This is a genomic window from Vibrio ouci, from assembly GCF_004551525.1.
GTDB classification, from domain to species: domain Bacteria; phylum Pseudomonadota; class Gammaproteobacteria; order Enterobacterales; family Vibrionaceae; genus Vibrio; species Vibrio ouci.
Genome location: NZ_SATR01000004.1, coordinates 150918 through 168869 on the forward strand (window position 1 = coordinate 150918; position 17952 = coordinate 168869).

Sequence of the window (17952 nt, forward strand, 5' to 3'; positions counted from 1 at the left end):
ATTGCCCTTACCGCTATGCCAATTTACCTGTGCATGTTCTTTGTCAAAGCTCAGTCAATAAAGCGTTTTTCCAATTGACGCAAACGTTTGCTATTGATAGATTGCGCCATCTTTTTTTATTGTAAATGTTTGTTATGACACTCTTTAAACGTACCCTAGCACTCTCATTAGCACTACTTTCTTTCACAGCTTTCGCTAAGCCTCAACCTATCCTTGTTCAAGGTGCTATGGACATTGAAACCAGCACGCTTGTTAACGCTCTAGAAGACGCAAAGGAAACCACTGTTGGTTCATGGACCTTCTGGCAAGGTGAAATCGATGGCTACCCTGTGGTGGTATCACGCACAGAAGTGGGATTAGCGAACGCGGCAGCATCAACCACTATTGGTATTGAGCTCTTCAAACCTAAGTACATCATCAACCAAGGTACGTCTGGCGGCCACGACCCTAAGCTTTACCGTGGTGATATCGTGATTGGCGAGACTAGCTTCAATATGGGCGCATACAAATCAGAGTTTACCGAAAAAGGTAAAGGCATTAACCCAACCAAATGGCAGAACTTCGATGTGACGATGCGCCTTCGTGAAAACGGAGAGCTCGTCGAACACAAACAATTTGAAGCTGACCCTACACTAGTGAAAGCTGCTCTTTCTGTCGCGGGCTCTTACGAGAAAGGTAAAGTGGTGAAAGGCCGCATTGGTACAGCAGACGAATGGAACCGTGAAGTAGATCGTATCAACTGGCTGCACGAAACCTTTGGCACATCAGTTGAAGAGATGGAAACGTCATCGGCTGCACTCGTCGCAAACGCTTATAACGTGCCTTTTGTTGGCATTCGTATTTTGTCTAACACAGACCAACATAAGCAAGACTTTGATCCGCAAACCGCGGTTGACTGCCAGCTATACACAATCGATGTGATTAAAGCGCTGATTAGCAACCAGTAGCAAGCAATGCGGAAAAGTTAATCACTAACTTACTGCGAACTCGCTTAAGTTGAGCTCTATCCAAATAAAAACGCCACCGGTCAAGGTGGCGTTATTTATTCTATCTAAAACTATTGAACCTTAAACTTACCGACAAGTTGAGATAAGTCGACTGAGGTTTCACGCAGCTCTTCACATACCGAGTGCGTCTCTCCTGCGTTATTATTTAGCAACCTTACGATTTCTTGAATCGCCGCCATGTTAGTACTTACTTCTCCGGTCACCTGGCTCTGCTGCATGGCTGATGTTGCAATCAAGGCATTAAGGTCATTCATCTCAACCACAGAGTTAGTCACTTGGTTAAGCGAGTCCATAACCTGATTGGTGTTCGCTGCGGTCTGCTCGCAGCTATGACGAGTAGCGTCCATTTCATTGACGACATTGTCTGTCGTTGATCTTAGCTTGGCGAGCATCTCGTTGATCTGAGACGTGCTGTCTTGCGTTCTTGCTGCCAGCGCTCTTACCTCATCCGCTACTACAGCAAAACCGCGGCCTTGCTCACCTGCGCGAGCGGCCTCTATCGCGGCATTCAGCGCCAGCAAGTTAGTCTGCTCGGCAATCTCACCAATCACTTGCAACACGCTACTGATTTGCTTGGTGTCTTCACTCATGGTGCTGGTTACTTCAGACATCGCAGAGACCTGATTAACCAGAGCATTCACGCTGGTTACCGCGTTATTGACGGTCTGCTTAGACTGCTCAGCAAATTGATTGGTGCTTTCTGTCAGCTTGGCGGCATTATCAGCACTGTCTGAGATAGAAGCGGCGGTTGCACTCAACTCTTCAATCGCCGTGATGGCTTGCTCGGTTTCAAGTGTGTGCTGATCTAACGTCTTAACGTTTGATGCCGACTGCTCAGCGATATTATGCACCGCACTATCAATCGCTTGTGAAGAGCGAGAAACATCGACAAACATGTGCTGAAGCTTCTCGATGAACTGGTTAATAGACAAAGAGATGGTGCCTATCTCATCGTTTCGTTCCACCGTTAAACGCTGGGTTAAATCACCATTGCCTTGCGATAAATCCGCGACCACATCTTGTAAACGCTTCAACGGTTTGAAGGAGTAATTAATCACCACCACACTGACGGTGATGATAATAGCTGCGCAAACTAGCAGCGCTAAGGTGATCAGCCAATTAAGCTTATCGGTATTACTTTGGATAGTATCTAAGTCGATATAGCCGACTAACTGCCATGATTGGCCTGCAAACTCTATCTGGCGTTGAATCGGCGTTAGGTTATCACCTTGCTTATTGCTAAAGATGGTCACATTGCCTGCCATCAACTGGGCATAGCTACCTTGTGCTGCATATTCAGAAATGATCGCCCCGAACTCGTTGAGATGTAAGGTGAAGAAATCAACCGAGTCATCGGCACGTTTGACTGAAAATACGATTTGGTAACCCGCTTCCGTTCTTGTCATTGGACTAATGGCCAGCTCATCACCATGAGACTCAGCTAGGTCAATGAATACCTGCGCATCTTCATCGCTCATGCTGCCTGTATCATCGAATGCGTAGCCGTTAACCACCTTCACCACATGCGCAAAGCCGCTGTTGTCTTTAGCTTCTGCGATATCCATCATACTGAAGTTCAGGCTTGAGGCTAGCGAGAGCTTATTGCTGAGTTCGGTTTCGATCTTCTTCTTAATCAGATCAACATTGTGGGTAATATTTTGGCTATCAGATTCTTGAATATAGCGGCTAATAAAATGATTTACGCTGAAGTATGACGTCGCAATAGTGAGGGTGATGATTGCAACAATAAGGGCAATGATCTTATTCTTAAATGACAGGTTGGTCATAACACTTTACATCCTTAAAAGTGACTACGAGATAGTACTGCGCTCCGGCAGTAAGAAAGCAAATTGTAATGAGTTATTAGCCTAAAGTGAATACAATCCTCTAAAAATAGAAACAATTAAGCAACACCGTAGATATCTAGAACTATGACTAAGCTTAGGGGAATGTTTTATCAACGGATGATTAGGGAAAAATGGCCAACTCTGCTAGTATCCGCCCCCTATTACAGTTAGGGCCAACGACCATCGTTTTGTCGAGCTCGAAAGCCACCCAACCACCAGCTAGGTAAGTAGAAACCAGGAGCTTATTATGATGACTGATGAAGAAAGAATTGAACTGCAACAGAACAACCCGTTGCACGGTCTTAAGCTAGAAACCATGCTGCAAGAGTTGGTGGATTTCTATGGTTGGGACATTCTTGATACGGCAATGCGCTTTAACTGCTTTAACACCAAGCCGTCAATTGCTAGCAGTGTTAAGTACTTAAAGAAAACCGAGTGGGCACGCGAGAAGCTAGAGAACTTTTATCTTTACCGCTTTAAACGCATGCCTCGCGCATCGGCTGAAGAGTATGACTTACCTCCTCGCGCTCGTACCTTTCCACATGGCCTAAAACCGAAAGAGCCAATGGAGTTAACCGTTGAATCTATCTTGAAGTCACAAGCTAAAGCGGCGTCAGCGCACAAAGCGAAATCATCACGTGGTCGTAATTTCCGTCGATAGTGAACGACATAGATTTGAAGTGATACAGAGCCAGGTAAGTGATGTCTGGCTCTTATCTGTAACTTGTCAGGCCAACAACTCCTTCCCGTCCTCAAAGCTAAAAAACATGTTTCATGTCATATAGTTCTCGTGATAGCAATTCAATATAATTATTGAACTCCAACACCAAATCGTATTCTTTATCGACCTGGTATGGGCTAAAAGGTAGAAAGTCTTTTACGACTTCAGCACTAGGGTGGCCTGGTTTCTTGCGCTTAGGGTCTGACGAGAAAACGCTAACTGCGGGCTGTAACTTACCAGCTACCCCTTTGTGCCAGTTATTCTGTGCCCCATGATGCATAACTTGCAAACAGGCTAGATTGGCTAGACGCGCTTCACCGATACCATCAAACAACCCTTGCAACTGTTCTTTGGTAGACAGACTCCCATCTCCTGTAAACAATATTCCTGACTTTTTATCACCTTTGCTCAGCCTAGATTCATAGTTAGAGGCACTTTGGTGAACGATAAAATTATCAATTTTATCGATAGGAGAGCAGTAGAGAAATAAAGAGATAATGTTACGGTTTTCACCACTAGAGCCAAACGTTCTATCATACACTGCCTTTATTTTCTTCAATGAGCCTTCTACCGTTCTCGCCGTTCCATCTAGCAAAACACTCATCTCCTTTTCAACTGCATTAGAGAATGACTTGTTCTTATTAGCAGAAAGCGACTCATCGTTATATGTGATAAATTCAAATATCTCTTCTAACATGAGTTTATCACTATCACTTATTTGGAACACGTTCGAGTAGCCACCGACTTTATTAACCTTCCCGAGTACGTTTATTGGATCAAAACTAAAGTCATCTGTCTCAATAGCATTAGGTTGAGAACCCCTATCAGATGTAACAAATACGATATTCTTAATTTTTCCTGGGAATTTGTTATTAAGATATTTACACGGATCTAAATAAAACTTCATCTTATCACTTGAAGAAGAGAGACCTTTCGACATTGCAGCATATAGCCTTTGATCTAAGGCCATGTATGGCAGCAGTAAAACCTTTATCTCTACTTTTTTTAGTAACTCTTCGAGGCCATTAGTATGGTCTGAATCAAAATGAGAAATAACGGCGAGATCGATCGTTTTAATATGTATTTTCGATATTTGATCATTCAAAAAGACTCTCTTGCTCGATGTACCGCAATCGTATAAGAACCTAAAGCTTTCCCCTTTCCAATCTATTTCACCAGTAGAAAATAACCCTTGTCCTACAGAATGAAACTGAACTTTATATTCAAGGAAGCCGCACTCGCTCATTAAACCCATACCTTAGCCTTTACTATTACGTTAACCAAAACGAACTAAATTCCTAGTCGAGACGAATACCTAACGAAAACTAGGTATCCAATCACTAACTATTCTTCTTATAATTCTCAGCCTGCTCTAACACGCCTTTATAGACATCATCATTTGCGATTGGCGGGAAGCCGTATTTATGCAGTAGCAAAATCAGGTCTACCTTAAGCTTGGCTTTAATATCATCCCGCCCTGCCCAATCTGGGTATTGGGCAACGTCATCGACAATCACTTTCATCTCTTTGGCGAGCTCTAGCATCTTGCCGTCTTCGTATTCAAATTCATACTTGGTGCGCATGTGCTCCAAGATATCGAGGAAAGCTTTTTCTTCCATATCGATGCCGAGGTCCTCGAACGAGGTGAGCTCAGTTACCATCTCGCTCATTAGAGAGGTCATCTCTTTGATGATGCCTTCAAACATCTCGTCCACGAATGGTTCGAACTCTTCACCTCGTAGTTCGTTACCTTCACGGCGCTCGTTGTATTGCTCCACCAGCGATTGTAAGCGCTTCGAGAAGTCGACACCTTTGAGCTGGTTTACCTTTTTAAAGTCACTAATGGCTTTGCCTAGCAGCTTTTGTAGCAACTGGATTTTGGTATGAGGCAGTTTAAGCTTTAGAACTCGCTCCATGTACTCGTCATCGAAGATATCGATGGATTCTGCTTGCTCTTCACCGATAGTGAAAATTTCTTCTACGCCTTCAGCACGCAGCGCTTCTGCCACTAATTCGCGAACATGCTTGTTCATTTGTGCCGTGTCTGGCGCATCACCTTTGGTCAGCTTGTAAATGATTGACCGAACAGCAATGTAGAAATGAATCAAGTCGCGTTCTTGCTTAGAAAGCGACTCACTACCACAGCAAACGTCATAAGCCGCTTTTAAACGCTTCACTAAGCCCATGAAGCGGTGTTCATTCTTCTTGTTCACCAAGACAAACTCTGCAGCAAGATTTAAGCACTCAAGCTGTAATCTAGGTTCGCCACTAAAGTATCCGGAACGGTCAAAGTTATGGAACATCTTACCCAGCAGATCGAGGTGATTCTTTACCTCTATCACTGAGAGTTGTACATCCTCAAAGTTGCTTTCGTCGGCTTTTGAATACATTGCCAACGCTTGGTTCATGCGAGTTTTAATGCCGATGTAATCGACAACTAAGCCTTTGTCTTTGCCTTCAAATTTACGGTTTACGCGTGAAATAGTCTGAATCAGGTTGTGCTTTTGTAGCGGCTTATCGATGTAGATGGTGTCTAACTCCGGCACATCGAAGCCTGTTAGCCACATATCAACCACAATCGCGAGCTTAAAGTTGGATTTCGGATTTTTAAACTGGGCGTCGAGTGACTTACGGTAATCTTTGGTGCCAAGCAGTTTGTGGAGCTCGTCTTCATCGTTACTGCCACGGGTCATGACCATTTGCACCATCGCCAGTGGCATCACCTCTTTCGCTTCCTCTTCCGTGAGCGTTTCACCCTCTAGGCACTTCTTCACTTCAAACCACTCTGGGCGCAACAGCTTCACTTGTTTGTAGAAGTCATAGGCGATTTCACGGCTGGCGCAAACAAACATCGCTTTGCCTTTGACCGTTGAACCTTCGGCTACACGCTCTTCGTAATGGACAACAAAGTCTTTGGCTAATGCTTCCAAGCGGTCTTCATCACCTAAGATGGCATTCATGTTGGCAGAAGCTTTTTTGCTCTCTTCAATCTGATGCTCACTGGCGCCTGCCTCAGCACATTCCTCATAGTATTTCTCGACTTCTTGCAGCTTACTATTATCGAGAATAACTTTTGCGGCACGCCCCTCGTAAACAATTCGTACCGTGATTTCATCATTTACAGACTCAGCCATCGTGTAGCTGTCTACAGGGTTACCGAATACATCTAACGTTGCATCAATAGGCGTGCCAGTAAAGCCAACATACGTTGCACTAGGTAATGAATCATGAAGATACTTAGCAAAGCCATAGCTCTCTTTTACATCGACAGCGACGCCGTCTTTGTATTGCAGTGTGACTTTTTTGTCGAGATTGACTTGAGAGCGGTGCGCCTCATCCGAGATACAAATGATGTTGGTACGGTTAGACAGCAGCTCAATGTCTTCAGTGAACTTGTGGATAGTCGTGAGGAACACACCACCACTTTTTATTCCTTGTAGTTTGTCACGGAGGTCTTGTCGGCTAACGACAGAAACCACCATCTCGTCACCGATATAATCACTGGCATTACAGAACTGTTCAGAGAGTTGATCATCTAGGTCGGTACGGTCAGTAATAAGAACAATGGTTGGGCTTTCAAAATCGACACTTTTCATCAATAGGCGAGACAAAAACTGCATGGTGTAGCTCTTACCACAACCTGTCGCCCCAAAATAAGTACCGCCCTTACCGCTACCCCATGGCTTACGCTCTTTGTCGATGTTGTAATAAAGCTTACGAGCTGCGTAGTATTGAGGATAACGACAACATACTTTCACTTCTTTCTTCGAGGTATCAGGGAAGAAGATGAAGTTTTTCAACACGTCCAACAATCGAGTTTTATCGAACAGGCCCGCTATCATGGTATAGAGCGAATTGATGCCTTGTTTTTCAGTGGCCTCGTTACCTGTCACCTTGCGCCAAGCGTAATAGAAATCATAAGGGGCAAAGGCGTTACCCATTTTGTTGTTTACGCCATCGCTAATAATCGTCAGGGCGTTAAACACAAACAATTTAGGAATAGCGCGCTTATAGCGGATGTGGATTTGCTCCCACGCATCATAGATGGTCGCTTGCTCTTCACGTACAGCGCTTTTGAATTCAAATAGGACTAGCGGTAAACCATTAATGTAAAGAATGCCATCAGGGATACGTTCTTCATCACTGTTTTCAATCTTCAATTGATTTACGACTTTGTAGATGTTTTGGTCTACGGATTCGAAATAGCTAACACGCTCTTCTGCGACTTTTGGCTCAGCAGATTGTGTTTTGTCTTCCAGAAGAGGCACAAATATTAATCGCAACGCTTGCGCCAAATGTTTACTGTCGATTAGCTCGATGTAGAGATCTTTCTTGGAGCGGTCTTCACGCTTAAGTAGAAAACCATTAGCAAGCCAGTCACAAAACGTCTTGTTGCTTTCGTATAAGTCACTAGCAGGTAGGCGATTAAGCTGGTGGACAATTTGGTCAATTTCACCTTCGGTAATGTCGTCCGCTTGATATTGCTTGGCAAGGTAAGTACGTAAGTCATCGAGAAGCAGCACTTGCTCTTTGTCTTCACGCACGACTTGCTCACCCACCACATGCGGATAGCCTTGCTCACCCAATAATTCAATGATGGCTTGTTCGAGTTTGGCTTCAGTAAATTTTAAGCTCATGGTTTAAGGCGTTCCCTACATCAAAAGGTTACAAATGGGCGGCATAGTGCTGCTTGAACAGCTTTAACATATTACGCTTGCGTTTATAGGTAATCGCTAGGTGTGCAACTTCACTGTAAAACTGTGCTTTCTGTTTATCGTGTCGCTCAAGCAGCGATTCGGCTTTTCTCAACAATTCGATAGCAGAGGTATAAGCGTCATTATTGGTTTGTTCTATATAAACAGTAACGACCCGCAAGTAGTAACTTAGCGTGTTATCGGGCTTTTCATCGACCACTGCATCAGCAAGCTTTAGCAATACATTGGTCGACACTTTACGTGTTGACACCCAATCACACGCTTCGCTTAACTTGTGGTTATCCATATAGAACAGCACCAAGGCATCCATCACATCAGGCTGCGAAAAATGATGGCTTGGTGGTTGATATGCCTTCTTAAAGGTGCGCTCAACACGAGTAAGAAATTCATCATCCTCAACTTGATAGTTTTGTTTAAACTTCGCTAAGCGTTGGTAACGCTGAAAACTTGGCAGTTGTTCTAACTGTCTGTTGGCTAACGTCCATGCTGAATTTATTTCACCCAGCTCTAAATAAAGGCGGAACTGAGCCTCATCACAGGCGTTAAGCTCATACTGACTGGCGCTCTTTCTTGCTTTTGCGAGCCAATATTCGGCTTCTAACGGCTCGTGATTATCAATAAATAGATCAACAATTTCTAAGTAGTCACGATGTGTTCGTGCAATTTTTTGCTTAATCGCCACCACTTCACGCCAATCAGAGCTTTGTTCAATCAGTGGCATCGCCCATAATCGCAAGTTCCAACCATTTTCATCCTGTGAAGATTGTTCAATCGCTTGTCGGCATAAGTTGAGAAAACAAGTATTAGTTTGCCAAACAGGTTTAAAATGCTCTTCGATGGAGGGAAACACATCAAACTCATAATTGGTTAAGCGTTCAAACATCCACTCCGCTTTCGCCTGTTCGCTCCAATTCAATTTTGCCAAAATACCAGGCATGTGGGTATTAATCAGCGCTTCAACATCAAGCCGATCACCGCTCGAATCATCAATATACTCAAGCACTTTATTCAGGCGCTGCACGATATATTGGATGAGCTTCCACTGTTGTTCCGCTTCTAAACTTTGCATCGACTCAACAATCATACTGAGTTGTTCATATGCTGAATGGAAATAAGCGGAACTTTCGCGCCAATCCCAGATTTCCTCGCGAGGAAGAGCTTGAGTGACGAGTTTTTTTAAATCGCCATACACCGCTGGCATATCATGTATTTCGATTTTTGTCAGCAGAGCATTCCATGCGTATTCATCCTCTTCGAGGTAATCAAGCAGCATCTCTAACGTGGCCTCTTCACCAAGGCTTTGTAGATGCTTTTTAATTGTCTCTCGTTCACTTTGTTGATTCGCTAGAAACTCTTGGTCTTGCAGAATCATGGCAAGCGCAACGGCATGCTTACACACGTTTTGATACTGAGCAGCTGGGCAATCACACACCGCTGACAGGGACGTAGAGCAATCAAGGCTAACGTGATAATCATAACTGCCTCTTACTATGGCATTAGCAGTATGCTTTTCGACACTGACGTTACGTACTGCACCGCTGTGGGCGAGCTGTATCCCTTTTTGTAACGTCGCGGTTTCACACATGGACATCAACTCAGGTAATTGAGGCCATGCGATGCCTGTTGGAAGGTTTTTGTTCATATTCGTCTCTTTGCTCCACTGCCGCTTTGGCTTGCTCTACTTCAGATGCCCTATTTCCTTCGTTATCTGAGAGTCCTCCACTTTCGTTACCTCAGAACCTTCCACTGCCGTCATCTCAGAACCGAGGGACGAGGTATCTGAGATCTCACTTTTCATTCACACCACCGTATAAAGAGCGAGATTCCGGATAAGTTCGTTCCTCACTTTCCGGAATGACGAAATGGGTTATTCCACCAGCGCTTTGGCTTGCTCGACTTCTGGTGAATCAAGGCGTAGCTCGCCTGAGATCAGTTTAGGAAGTAACGTGTCACGGAGTTTGGTCAATATGTTTATGTCTCGATTTAGCGCAACCCTTTTGTCTGCGTAAGAGCTAAACATTGGCTCTATTACCTGAGAGATATGTTTAGGCGGTAAAACAACCTTCTGTTCAGAAAGTATTTTTCGACTTAGTTCTGTTTGCCCAGTACTCCCTTCACCAAGCGCTTCAATACGCTTTTCGTTGGACAGCATTAATTGTCCAAATGTGTATTTGAGGCACTTTTCTCCATTTGATCGAACAACAGTTACGTGCGAATCCACCACTGTAACTTCTTCTAGTTGCGTAACCTGAGCAACTCTACCAAGCGTACCCACACCTGTTGAGTTAACCAATACATCGCCAACTTCAATCTCTCGTCCTGCAATTTTTCTTAACTCTGGGTTATTTCGACGACATAAATCAAAATTAATATCATGATGACGGATACACTTTTGATTGATAACTCGGACGCCACCTTCTTCAACATACTTTGGCGAAATGCCTCTACGAAGTTCGGTTGTAATTTCAGACAAAGACACCGTTACCCACCCCTTAGGCACCCAACTCAACTCACTCTCTTCAAATTCTCTTGGGAAGAGCTGACGAACATTATCAGGCAGGGGCTTAAAGTCAGCACTTTCACGTACTGCTTTGCGGCGTTCAACACGGGTTTCAAATACCTCTGGAATGGGGTTGTCAGCATCAAGGGCGTTATCAATCACAGGATCAAAATCGACAAACCAAGATTTAAACAACGTTTGCGCCATTTGCTCTAGGGTTTGGTTGATTTGGCCGTTGAGAGAAATCTTTTTATCAAAGCAATCCAAAAAAGAAGATATTTTTTGCTGTTCACTAACAGAAGGGAGCCATAACTTATGCTCTCTCAGTTGTCCGAGATTAAAGCCAGGTACCGCAGCCCCAATCCCATTTTTTAGGATTTCACTCTGCTTCTTAGGAGACGAAAAAACGTAGTAAACAAAGAGCGGGTCTGCTTTATTTGAATCTAAAGTTACCTTCATTTGTTTATTTGAAATAATGTACTGTTCAAATTTTCGTGATTCATCAAGCAACCCTACTTGGTTGATAGTGCCCCAGCACGTGAAGATTAAATCACCAGCTTTAACTACTGAACGCTTAAACTCTATAGCTTTATCTTCACTGACAAATACTAACCCCTCATCAGACATCCTATTTGATGTATCTGCACTTAAGTTACCTCCACGGATAACTGGCACACCATCCTCTTGAAAGAATTTAGAACTGATCGCCGAACCAAAGGGACCAGTTGCTAAAGCTGATTTTTCTTTCGAAGCGATTTCCTCAAGGGTAAACTCTTTCCATTCACTCCCCATAACCCAATGCCTCCAAGTTACTGCGAATCGCTTTATCTAGCGCTTCGGCTTGGTTCATTTGGCTATATAGAGTTTGGGATAGCTCACGCATTTTGGTTTCAAATGGAATACCATCGTCTTCTATTTCCGCAGCGCCTACGTAACGCCCCGGAGTGAGTACAAAATCGTTGGCTTTGATCTCATCAAAAGTTGCTTGCTTACAGAAGCCTGCCACGTCTTCATATTTCTCAAGCTTGCTGTCACCACGTTCTACTCGTGCTTTTAGCTCGGCGTCATCACTGCGCCATGCGTGGTAGGTATCTGCAATTAACGCGATATCATCTACGGTTAGCTCTTTGTGTACACGGCTGGTCATGGTGCCCATTTCACGAGCATCAATAAACAAGGTCTCTTTTTCACGCTGGCGGTAGCCTTTCGCGGTATTAGCTCGCTTGTTCTTGGTGATGAACCAGATACAAACTGGAATTTGGGTTGAGTAGAACAACTGACCCGGTAAGGCGATCATACATTCCACTACATCGTTCTCGATAAGCTGTTGGCGGATTTCCCCTTCACCAGAAGTGTTTGAGCTCATTGAGCCGTTCGCCAATACAAAACCAGCGGTGCCTGTTTCGCTTAACTTTGAGAGCATGTGCAGAATCCAACCGTAGTTGGCATTGCCTGTCGGCGGAATGCGGTAGCCAGAAAAGCGCGGGTCTTTAGTTAGCTCGTTCTCGTCACGCCATTGGCTAATGTTAAACGGCGGGTTGGCCATAATGTAATCGGCTTTAAGATCTTTATGCTGGTCGGCAAAGAAGGTATCAGCTGGGCGCTCGCCCAAATTGCCTGATAAACCGCGAATGGCTAAGTTCATCTTGGCTAGCTTGTAGGTGGTCGACGTCAGCTCTTGACCATAAATCGCGATGTCTTTGGTGCGGCCTTCATGCTGTTTTACAAACTTTAAAGACTGCACGAACATACCGCCCGAACCACAAGCAGGGTCATAAATTTTACCTTGGAAGGGCTCTAGCATTTCTGTAAGTAGGGTTACGACAGACTTTGGCGTATAGAACTCGCCGCCCCCTTTACCTTCTGTGGCAGCAAACTTACCAAGGAAGTATTCGTAGACTCGACCTACTAGGTCTTCTTCGCTCATATCACACTCATTAGCAAGTGTGTCGATGTTCTCGATAGTATCGATCAGTGACGCAAGCTTCTTCACTTCAAGGTCTTGGCGAGAGAAGTAGTTGTCTGGCAATGCGCCTTTCAAGCTTGGGTTGGCTTTTTCAATATTAGATAAAGCGGTATCGATGATGACGGCAATGTTGTCTTGCTTAGCGTGCTTTTTCACGTATGACCAACGAGAAGCTTCTTCGAGGTAGAAGATGTTGTCTTGTTGGTAAAACTCTTTCATTTCAACAAAGGCTTCTTGCCCATCGTCGATCATCTGCTGGCGACGAGTTTCAAACTTGTCACTGATGAATTTAAGAAATACAAGGCTCAATACGACGTGCTTGTACTCTGATGATTCAACGCTGCCACGCAGTTGGTTGGCGGTATCCCAAAGGGTTTCCTCAAAGCCTTTCTTTTTCGCAGGGGCTTTCTTCTTTGCTGGTGCTTTAGGCATGACGATAAATACTTCTCAATAGATGAACTTGGCCCCAAAAACAGAGCCAAGATTTATTGCGAGGTATTGTATCGTAAATGCAATTTTTTGCATTGGTTGGAGTGAGGTTTTGCCAACTAAATTAGATGGTTGTTATAGAATCGACCAACGTTGCTGCTCGCCCTGAGATAAAGGCCGCCTTAATGCCTAGTTCAACAATACACGGAAATGTCATTTCAGCGAGTTGCGGCAACAGTGCTTCATCAAAATAGATGTTTTTCACTTCATAGCCGCCATTCGCTCTCACCGTATAATTAGCCGTTGAACTTGAACGAATCGGGTTAGTGACATGGAGCATCGAGAAATCAAAGTTCCGTGCTTTTTTACGTGAGTAACCATGAGCTGAATTATAACCGAGTAGGAGCATTTGATTTTGTTTCAGGGCAATACGAGTACTTTGATAGCTCGCCTCTTGTTCTTCCAGTACCGCGAGTCTCATTCGCTCATTGATTATCGAGATCTCAAACTCTAGTTCGTTTTGCAATCTAGTTTCTAGCTGTTCGATAATTGGATGGTAAACCCATTGTCTTGGCGCTTGTTCAATTACGCTGGCTGTCAGCGATTCCAGTGGTTCCATTAAGTCGAGCTCAGAGACATAAATCGCCATCATCGGAACACCTAAGCGCTTCACCTTCTCCAGCTTTTCTTCAGACACATCATTAGTCACCACAATTTCAATAAACACCTTCTGCTGGTGATCAATGAATCCAGTAACATCAGGGATAAACTCCCTCTCCATTTGCTCTAATAAAGCCTCAGTAAACATCAACAATTCCGGGGCCAGCGTTTCATGTTTGGCATGTTCGATACCAGCCAGATCAAGTTGATGGCGAGACACTGTTAGATCTGGTGACAAAATGCGCTTTCCATTCTCAATAATATGCTTGCAGATTTTGTGCAAAACGCTCTCACTGCACTCGTTACTGTCCATCGCATGATGAGCAAAATGGTGTTGTTTCACTTCCCCTTTTTTGGCCACTAGCTTATCGCCACAACCAACGCAAAAGCAGTCACACGCTAATCCACTTTCGACTTGATCAATATGAACCAGTTGGTCGTTGATTAAGCCGTATGCACAGATATTTTTTTCTAAATGACTCATGTTTCTCTCCAGTTTTCGTTTCAATTTGTATGAGTAAATAAGGGGAACTCCCTCGAAGAACGAAAACACCATGGCCAAGAAAAACGATATGAAACAGAGTATTACCTAGCAATACTAGGTAACATTAGGTTCATAAATGCATATAGAGAAACATCATGAAGAACAGTACTGAAGAACTAAAGGCGGCCATTGCCGTAGCGGAAGCATTTTGGCAAGACTATACCACAATGACAAAAGCAACATGTTTTGGGATGTACTTCAGGCCATGGTTTCTTTAGTAAAAGAAAGCTCATATCTCGAAGCTGGGGTAACTGAAGAGTGTTATTTCACATCAAGTGAACTGGCCGAGAAAGCGGCCTATTTATCGAATAAAAAAGCCTCTAGTTTTAATAGCTCACGACTCAATACATATTTAAAAAAACTCAATCAACGACTGGAGGAACTTGCTCCATCTTTAGAACGTATCGCTGGTGAACTTGGCTTTGACGTCATCCCAACTATACACAAGGAGTCAAACTTGGGGGGGCAAGGTAAACAATCCATTTATAGACTGTATGCAAAAAAGATTGAGACAATCCCATCTGAAAGCATTGCTCCCCAAAAGGCTGTCAATACTCCTACAAATCACTATGAAATCGACTATTTCCTAGAATCTGTGCCTAAGCTACCAATTTACACCCGCTGGCTGCACAACATTGATATGGACAACCATCGCTGGAAGATGCTCCTTTTTACAGGGAGTCCGGTCATACTTCCTATCTTGTGCGTTGTCTTCTTGTACTTAGCACTTGCAGGCATTGTGAACCCGATTTTCTTGTCTAGATTCATCATGTTCACCATTATATATGTTGCTGCTTTTCTATTGTTTTTCAGGTATTTGATAGATGCTCTTAATTACAACATCACCACGCTTCCCGACATCATGCTGCCATTGAGTCTGAAGTCAGCGGTACTGCATTACGAACTAAAAGAACCAGGTAGTAAGGAAGGGCGAATCAAGCGATTAGCTGTCAAAGTGTATAAAGCAAAATGCCCTGTATGTGGTTATCGAGTAGATATCAAATCAGTCGGCTTACCGTTTCGCTCAAGACTAATCGGCGTCTGCGATAACAACCCACTAGAGCATAGGTATAGCTTTGATTTCACGACTCAAAAGGGTACAAAACTGACTTAAAACGAAAAAGCCCCAGCATTTCTGCTGGGGCTTTAGAATGTGGCGGTGAGTGAGAGATTCGAACTCTCGATACGTTGCCGTATACACACTTTCCAGGCGTGCTCCTTCAGCCACTCGGACAACTCACCGAATCAAATTGTGGTTGGTATCGTTAACCAACGAGGCGCTAATTTAATGATTCTATTAGGTTAGGTCAAGCCTATTACCCAAAAAAAGCGCCGTTGTTAGCCTGTTTGTACACTTACTAGCTAATTCGATCATGAATCGGCCAGTTATGTTGATAAATAGCGCTTATGGCAGCTTTACGTCACGCTCAAATCGCTCAAGCAAAAAGTCGATGAATAAGCGCAGTCGCTTAGGTTGGTACTGACGACTTAGGTAAATCACATTAAGGTCAGCGCCTGATGCAGAAGTCGCGGCATTGAAGTTTTTCATATAACCATTTAGTACCGTCACCAACCGCTGCTGCTTAAGGTCTTCATTGATGTCTAGAATCGACTTAAGTGCTATCCCTGCCCCGTCCAACGCCCATTGACGAATCACTTCACCATCATCGGATAATCGCTTAGGAACCACGGTGATGGCATTGTGCTGAGCATCATCTTGAAAATGCCATGTCTTCAGTTCTTCGTTGCTGCGTACCATAGCTAAACAGTCATGTTCGGCTAAGTCTTGCGGGGTGAGTAACGTGCCTTTCCTTGCCAAGTATTGCGGAGAGGCGCACAACACTCGTCGGCTCGATGCCAGCTTACGAGAAATGAGGTTACTGTCGGCCAACTCCCCGTAGCGAATAACAACATCTAACCCCGACTCGGCCAAATTGGTCAGGTTGTCGTTAAGGTATAGATAAGGCGTCACGTCCGGGTATTGCTCACAAAAGGCCGACACAATAGGAGAGATATACTGCTTACCTATATCTCTCGGTGCTGAAATTTTTAGTGTTCCGCGCACTTGCTTGCTGCCCGTTTGGAGCAGGTTCTCTGTCTGCTTAACCGTGTCGATAATTTCTAGGCAAGCTTGATGGTACATAGCGCCAGAATCGGTCAATGAAATATGCCGCGTACTGCGATTAAGCAGTTTAACGCCATAGCGCTCTTCCAGAGCCTGCAACCGAGCAGTGACGGTTGCAGGTGACAACCCTAACTCTCTACCCGCTGCGGCTAAGCCTTGGTTTTGAACGATGCTCGCAAACAGCGTCATATCAGCAAACTTGTCCATGCCCTCTCCTTTTATTATTCGACTGAGCTGAATAATCAATTCAAATATTACTCAATTATCAAATCTCATCCAATAAATATACTGACTCCATCAACACGAATTGGAGAACAGAGCGATGAGTACACTTTTTGAGGCCACTAAGCTTAAGCAACTAACTCTACAAAACCGCATGGTAATGGCGCCCATGACGCGAGCGCGAAGTAGTCAGCCGGGTAATGTGCCAAACCAAATGATGGCGACCTACTACCACCAGCGTGCAAGTACGGGGTTGATTATCTCGGAAGCGACGCAAATTTCTGATGACTCGCAAGGTTATTCGTTTACGCCCGGAGTCTACACTGACGAGCAAGTCGAAGGGTGGAAAAGCATCACCCAAGCGACCCAAGCTCAAGGGGCTGCGATGTTCTGTCAGCTATGGCATGTCGGCCGCGTCTCTCATCCTACTTTTCAAAAAGGTGAGTTACCCATCGCCCCTTCCGCGCTTAAGCCCGTTGCTACGCAGGTTTGGATTGCTGATGAGCAAGGTAATGGCAACATGGTCGACTGTGTTGAGCCAAGAGCCATGACACAAGAGGATATCAACCGAGTCATCGCAGACTTTGCCCATGCGGCTCAAAGGGCTATTGAAGCGGGGTTCAACGGCGTCGAGATTCACGGTGGCAATGGTTATCTGATCGACCAGTTTTTGCGTACAAACTCGAACCAGCGCAATGATCAATACGGCGGTTCTACCACAAACCGACTTCGCTTTTTGTTGGAAGTGGTTGATGCAGTCAGCAAAGTAATTGGCGCTGATAAAGTCGGCGTTAGACTTGCTCCATTCATCACGTTTAAAGATATGGACTGCCCTGAGATTGTGCCGACGATTTTAGAGGCATCGAAACAGCTGCAAGCTCGAGATATCGCTTATTTGCACTTGTCTGAAGCAGATTGGGATGACGCGCCTGTTATTCCAGAGGATTTCCGTATTGAGCTGCGTAACAATTTCACCAATACCATTATCGTCGCAGGCGGCTATAGCCAAGAAACGGCAAATGAAATACTGGCCAAAGGCTATGCCGATTTAGTTGCGTTCGGGCGCCCATTTATTGCTAACCCAGATCTGGTTGATCGTCTAAAGCATCAGCAACCGTTAGCGGAACTTGATGGAGCGACTCTGTTTGGCGGCGACTGTCGTGGCTATACCGACTACCCGGCACTTGAGCTCTCTTGATAAAGGGGAAATGAGCTC

General features: G+C 44.5%; 12 protein-coding genes and 1 tRNA gene. 4 read left to right on the top strand and 9 right to left on the bottom strand.

All coding sequences use genetic code 11. The features are described 5' to 3' along the window. Window positions 1-134: 134 nt before the first annotated feature. Window positions 135-947, top strand: coding sequence for a 5'-methylthioadenosine/S-adenosylhomocysteine nucleosidase (locus ELS82_RS04745; RefSeq protein WP_134834436.1), 813 nt, complete (start codon window positions 135-137; stop codon window positions 945-947). A gap of 110 nt (window positions 948-1057) precedes the next feature. Here the strand turns inward: ELS82_RS04745 and ELS82_RS04750 are convergent, their stop codons facing one another. Continuing rightward, entirely contained in the window at window positions 1058-2794 is a 1737-nt protein-coding gene (locus tag ELS82_RS04750; protein ID WP_134834437.1) for a methyl-accepting chemotaxis protein, read from the bottom strand. Between the two features lie 307 nt (window positions 2795-3101). Here ELS82_RS04750 and ELS82_RS04755 point away from each other — a divergent pair, with 307 nt between their 5' ends. Next, window positions 3102-3515 carry a VF530 family protein gene (locus tag ELS82_RS04755; protein ID WP_134834438.1) on the top strand — a complete coding sequence of 138 codons (414 nt, stop codon included), beginning with the start codon at window positions 3102-3104 and terminating at the stop codon, window positions 3513-3515. A 97-nt stretch (window positions 3516-3612) separates the two neighbouring features. On the opposite strand, the gene ELS82_RS04760 is transcribed toward ELS82_RS04755, so the two are convergent. The 6 genes from ELS82_RS04760 to ELS82_RS04785 form a co-directional block, all read right to left on the bottom strand. Further along, on the bottom strand, window positions 3613-4830 hold the full coding sequence (locus ELS82_RS04760) for an MBL fold metallo-hydrolase (RefSeq protein WP_134834439.1): 1218 nt from the start codon (window positions 4828-4830) through the stop codon (window positions 3613-3615). 85 nt (window positions 4831-4915) lie between these two features. After that, a complete protein-coding gene (locus tag ELS82_RS04765; protein ID WP_134834440.1) occupies window positions 4916-8212 on the bottom strand; it encodes a type I restriction endonuclease subunit R in 3297 nt (1098 codons plus the stop codon). Between the two features lie 28 nt (window positions 8213-8240). Further along, window positions 8241-9932, bottom strand: a complete 1692-nt coding sequence (locus ELS82_RS04770) for an SWIM zinc finger family protein (RefSeq protein ID WP_244230751.1) — start codon at window positions 9930-9932, stop codon at window positions 8241-8243. 225 nt (window positions 9933-10157) lie between these two features. Continuing rightward, the gene (locus ELS82_RS04775) at window positions 10158-11582 is read right to left on the bottom strand and encodes a restriction endonuclease subunit S (protein WP_134834441.1); all 1425 of its coding nucleotides are present in this window, start codon (window positions 11580-11582) and stop codon (window positions 10158-10160) included. Continuing rightward, window positions 11572-13188, bottom strand: coding sequence for a type I restriction-modification system subunit M (locus ELS82_RS04780; RefSeq protein WP_134834442.1), 1617 nt, complete (start codon window positions 13186-13188; stop codon window positions 11572-11574). The genes ELS82_RS04775 and ELS82_RS04780 overlap by 11 nt, the downstream gene beginning before the upstream one ends. A 121-nt stretch (window positions 13189-13309) precedes the next feature. Further along, complete coding sequence (locus ELS82_RS04785; protein WP_134834443.1) at window positions 13310-14329, bottom strand: hypothetical protein; 1020 nt, start codon at window positions 14327-14329, stop codon at window positions 13310-13312. A 208-nt stretch (window positions 14330-14537) separates the two neighbouring features. Here ELS82_RS04785 and ELS82_RS04790 point away from each other — a divergent pair, with 208 nt between their 5' ends. After that, complete coding sequence (locus ELS82_RS04790) at window positions 14538-15503, top strand: glutathione S-transferase family protein (RefSeq protein WP_134834444.1); 966 nt, start codon at window positions 14538-14540, stop codon at window positions 15501-15503. Window positions 15504-15543: 40 nt separating this feature from the next. Here ELS82_RS04790 and ELS82_RS04795 read toward each other — a convergent pair. Both ELS82_RS04795 and ELS82_RS04800 read right to left on the bottom strand, forming a co-directional pair. Then, window positions 15544-15631, bottom strand: a tRNA-Ser gene (locus ELS82_RS04795). 163 nt (window positions 15632-15794) lie between these two features. Further along, window positions 15795-16721 (bottom strand): LysR family transcriptional regulator, encoded by a 927-nt coding sequence (locus ELS82_RS04800; protein ID WP_134834445.1) that lies wholly within the window; start codon window positions 16719-16721, stop codon window positions 15795-15797. Window positions 16722-16836: 115 nt separating this feature from the next. On the opposite strand from ELS82_RS04800, the gene ELS82_RS04805 reads away from it, so the two are divergent. Then, window positions 16837-17934, top strand: coding sequence for an alkene reductase (locus ELS82_RS04805; protein ID WP_134834446.1), 1098 nt, complete (start codon window positions 16837-16839; stop codon window positions 17932-17934). The last annotated feature ends 18 nt before the right edge of the window (window positions 17935-17952 follow it).

Excerpts from the sequence above, each read along its gene's own strand:
- ELS82_RS04765 (WP_134834440.1), bottom strand. The coding sequence starts at position 8,212 with ATGAGCTTAAAATTTACTGAAGCCAAACTCGAACAAGCCATCATTGAA.
- ELS82_RS04755 (WP_134834438.1), top strand. The coding sequence starts at position 3,102 with ATGATGACTGATGAAGAAAGAATTGAACTGCAACAGAACAACCCGTTG.
- ELS82_RS04745 (WP_134834436.1), top strand. The coding sequence starts at position 135 with ATGACACTCTTTAAACGTACCCTAGCACTCTCATTAGCACTACTTTCT.
- ELS82_RS04780 (WP_134834442.1), bottom strand. The coding sequence starts at position 13,188 with ATGCCTAAAGCACCAGCAAAGAAGAAAGCCCCTGCGAAAAAGAAAGGC.
- ELS82_RS04785 (WP_134834443.1), bottom strand. The coding sequence starts at position 14,329 with ATGAGTCATTTAGAAAAAAATATCTGTGCATACGGCTTAATCAACGAC.
- ELS82_RS04800 (WP_134834445.1), bottom strand. The coding sequence starts at position 16,721 with ATGGACAAGTTTGCTGATATGACGCTGTTTGCGAGCATCGTTCAAAAC.
- ELS82_RS04805 (WP_134834446.1), top strand. The coding sequence starts at position 16,837 with ATGAGTACACTTTTTGAGGCCACTAAGCTTAAGCAACTAACTCTACAA.
- ELS82_RS04750 (WP_134834437.1), bottom strand. The coding sequence starts at position 2,794 with ATGACCAACCTGTCATTTAAGAATAAGATCATTGCCCTTATTGTTGCA.
- ELS82_RS04760 (WP_134834439.1), bottom strand. The coding sequence starts at position 4,830 with ATGGGTTTAATGAGCGAGTGCGGCTTCCTTGAATATAAAGTTCAGTTT.
- ELS82_RS04775 (WP_134834441.1), bottom strand. The coding sequence starts at position 11,582 with ATGGGGAGTGAATGGAAAGAGTTTACCCTTGAGGAAATCGCTTCGAAA.
- ELS82_RS04770 (WP_244230751.1), bottom strand. The coding sequence starts at position 9,932 with ATGAACAAAAACCTTCCAACAGGCATCGCATGGCCTCAATTACCTGAG.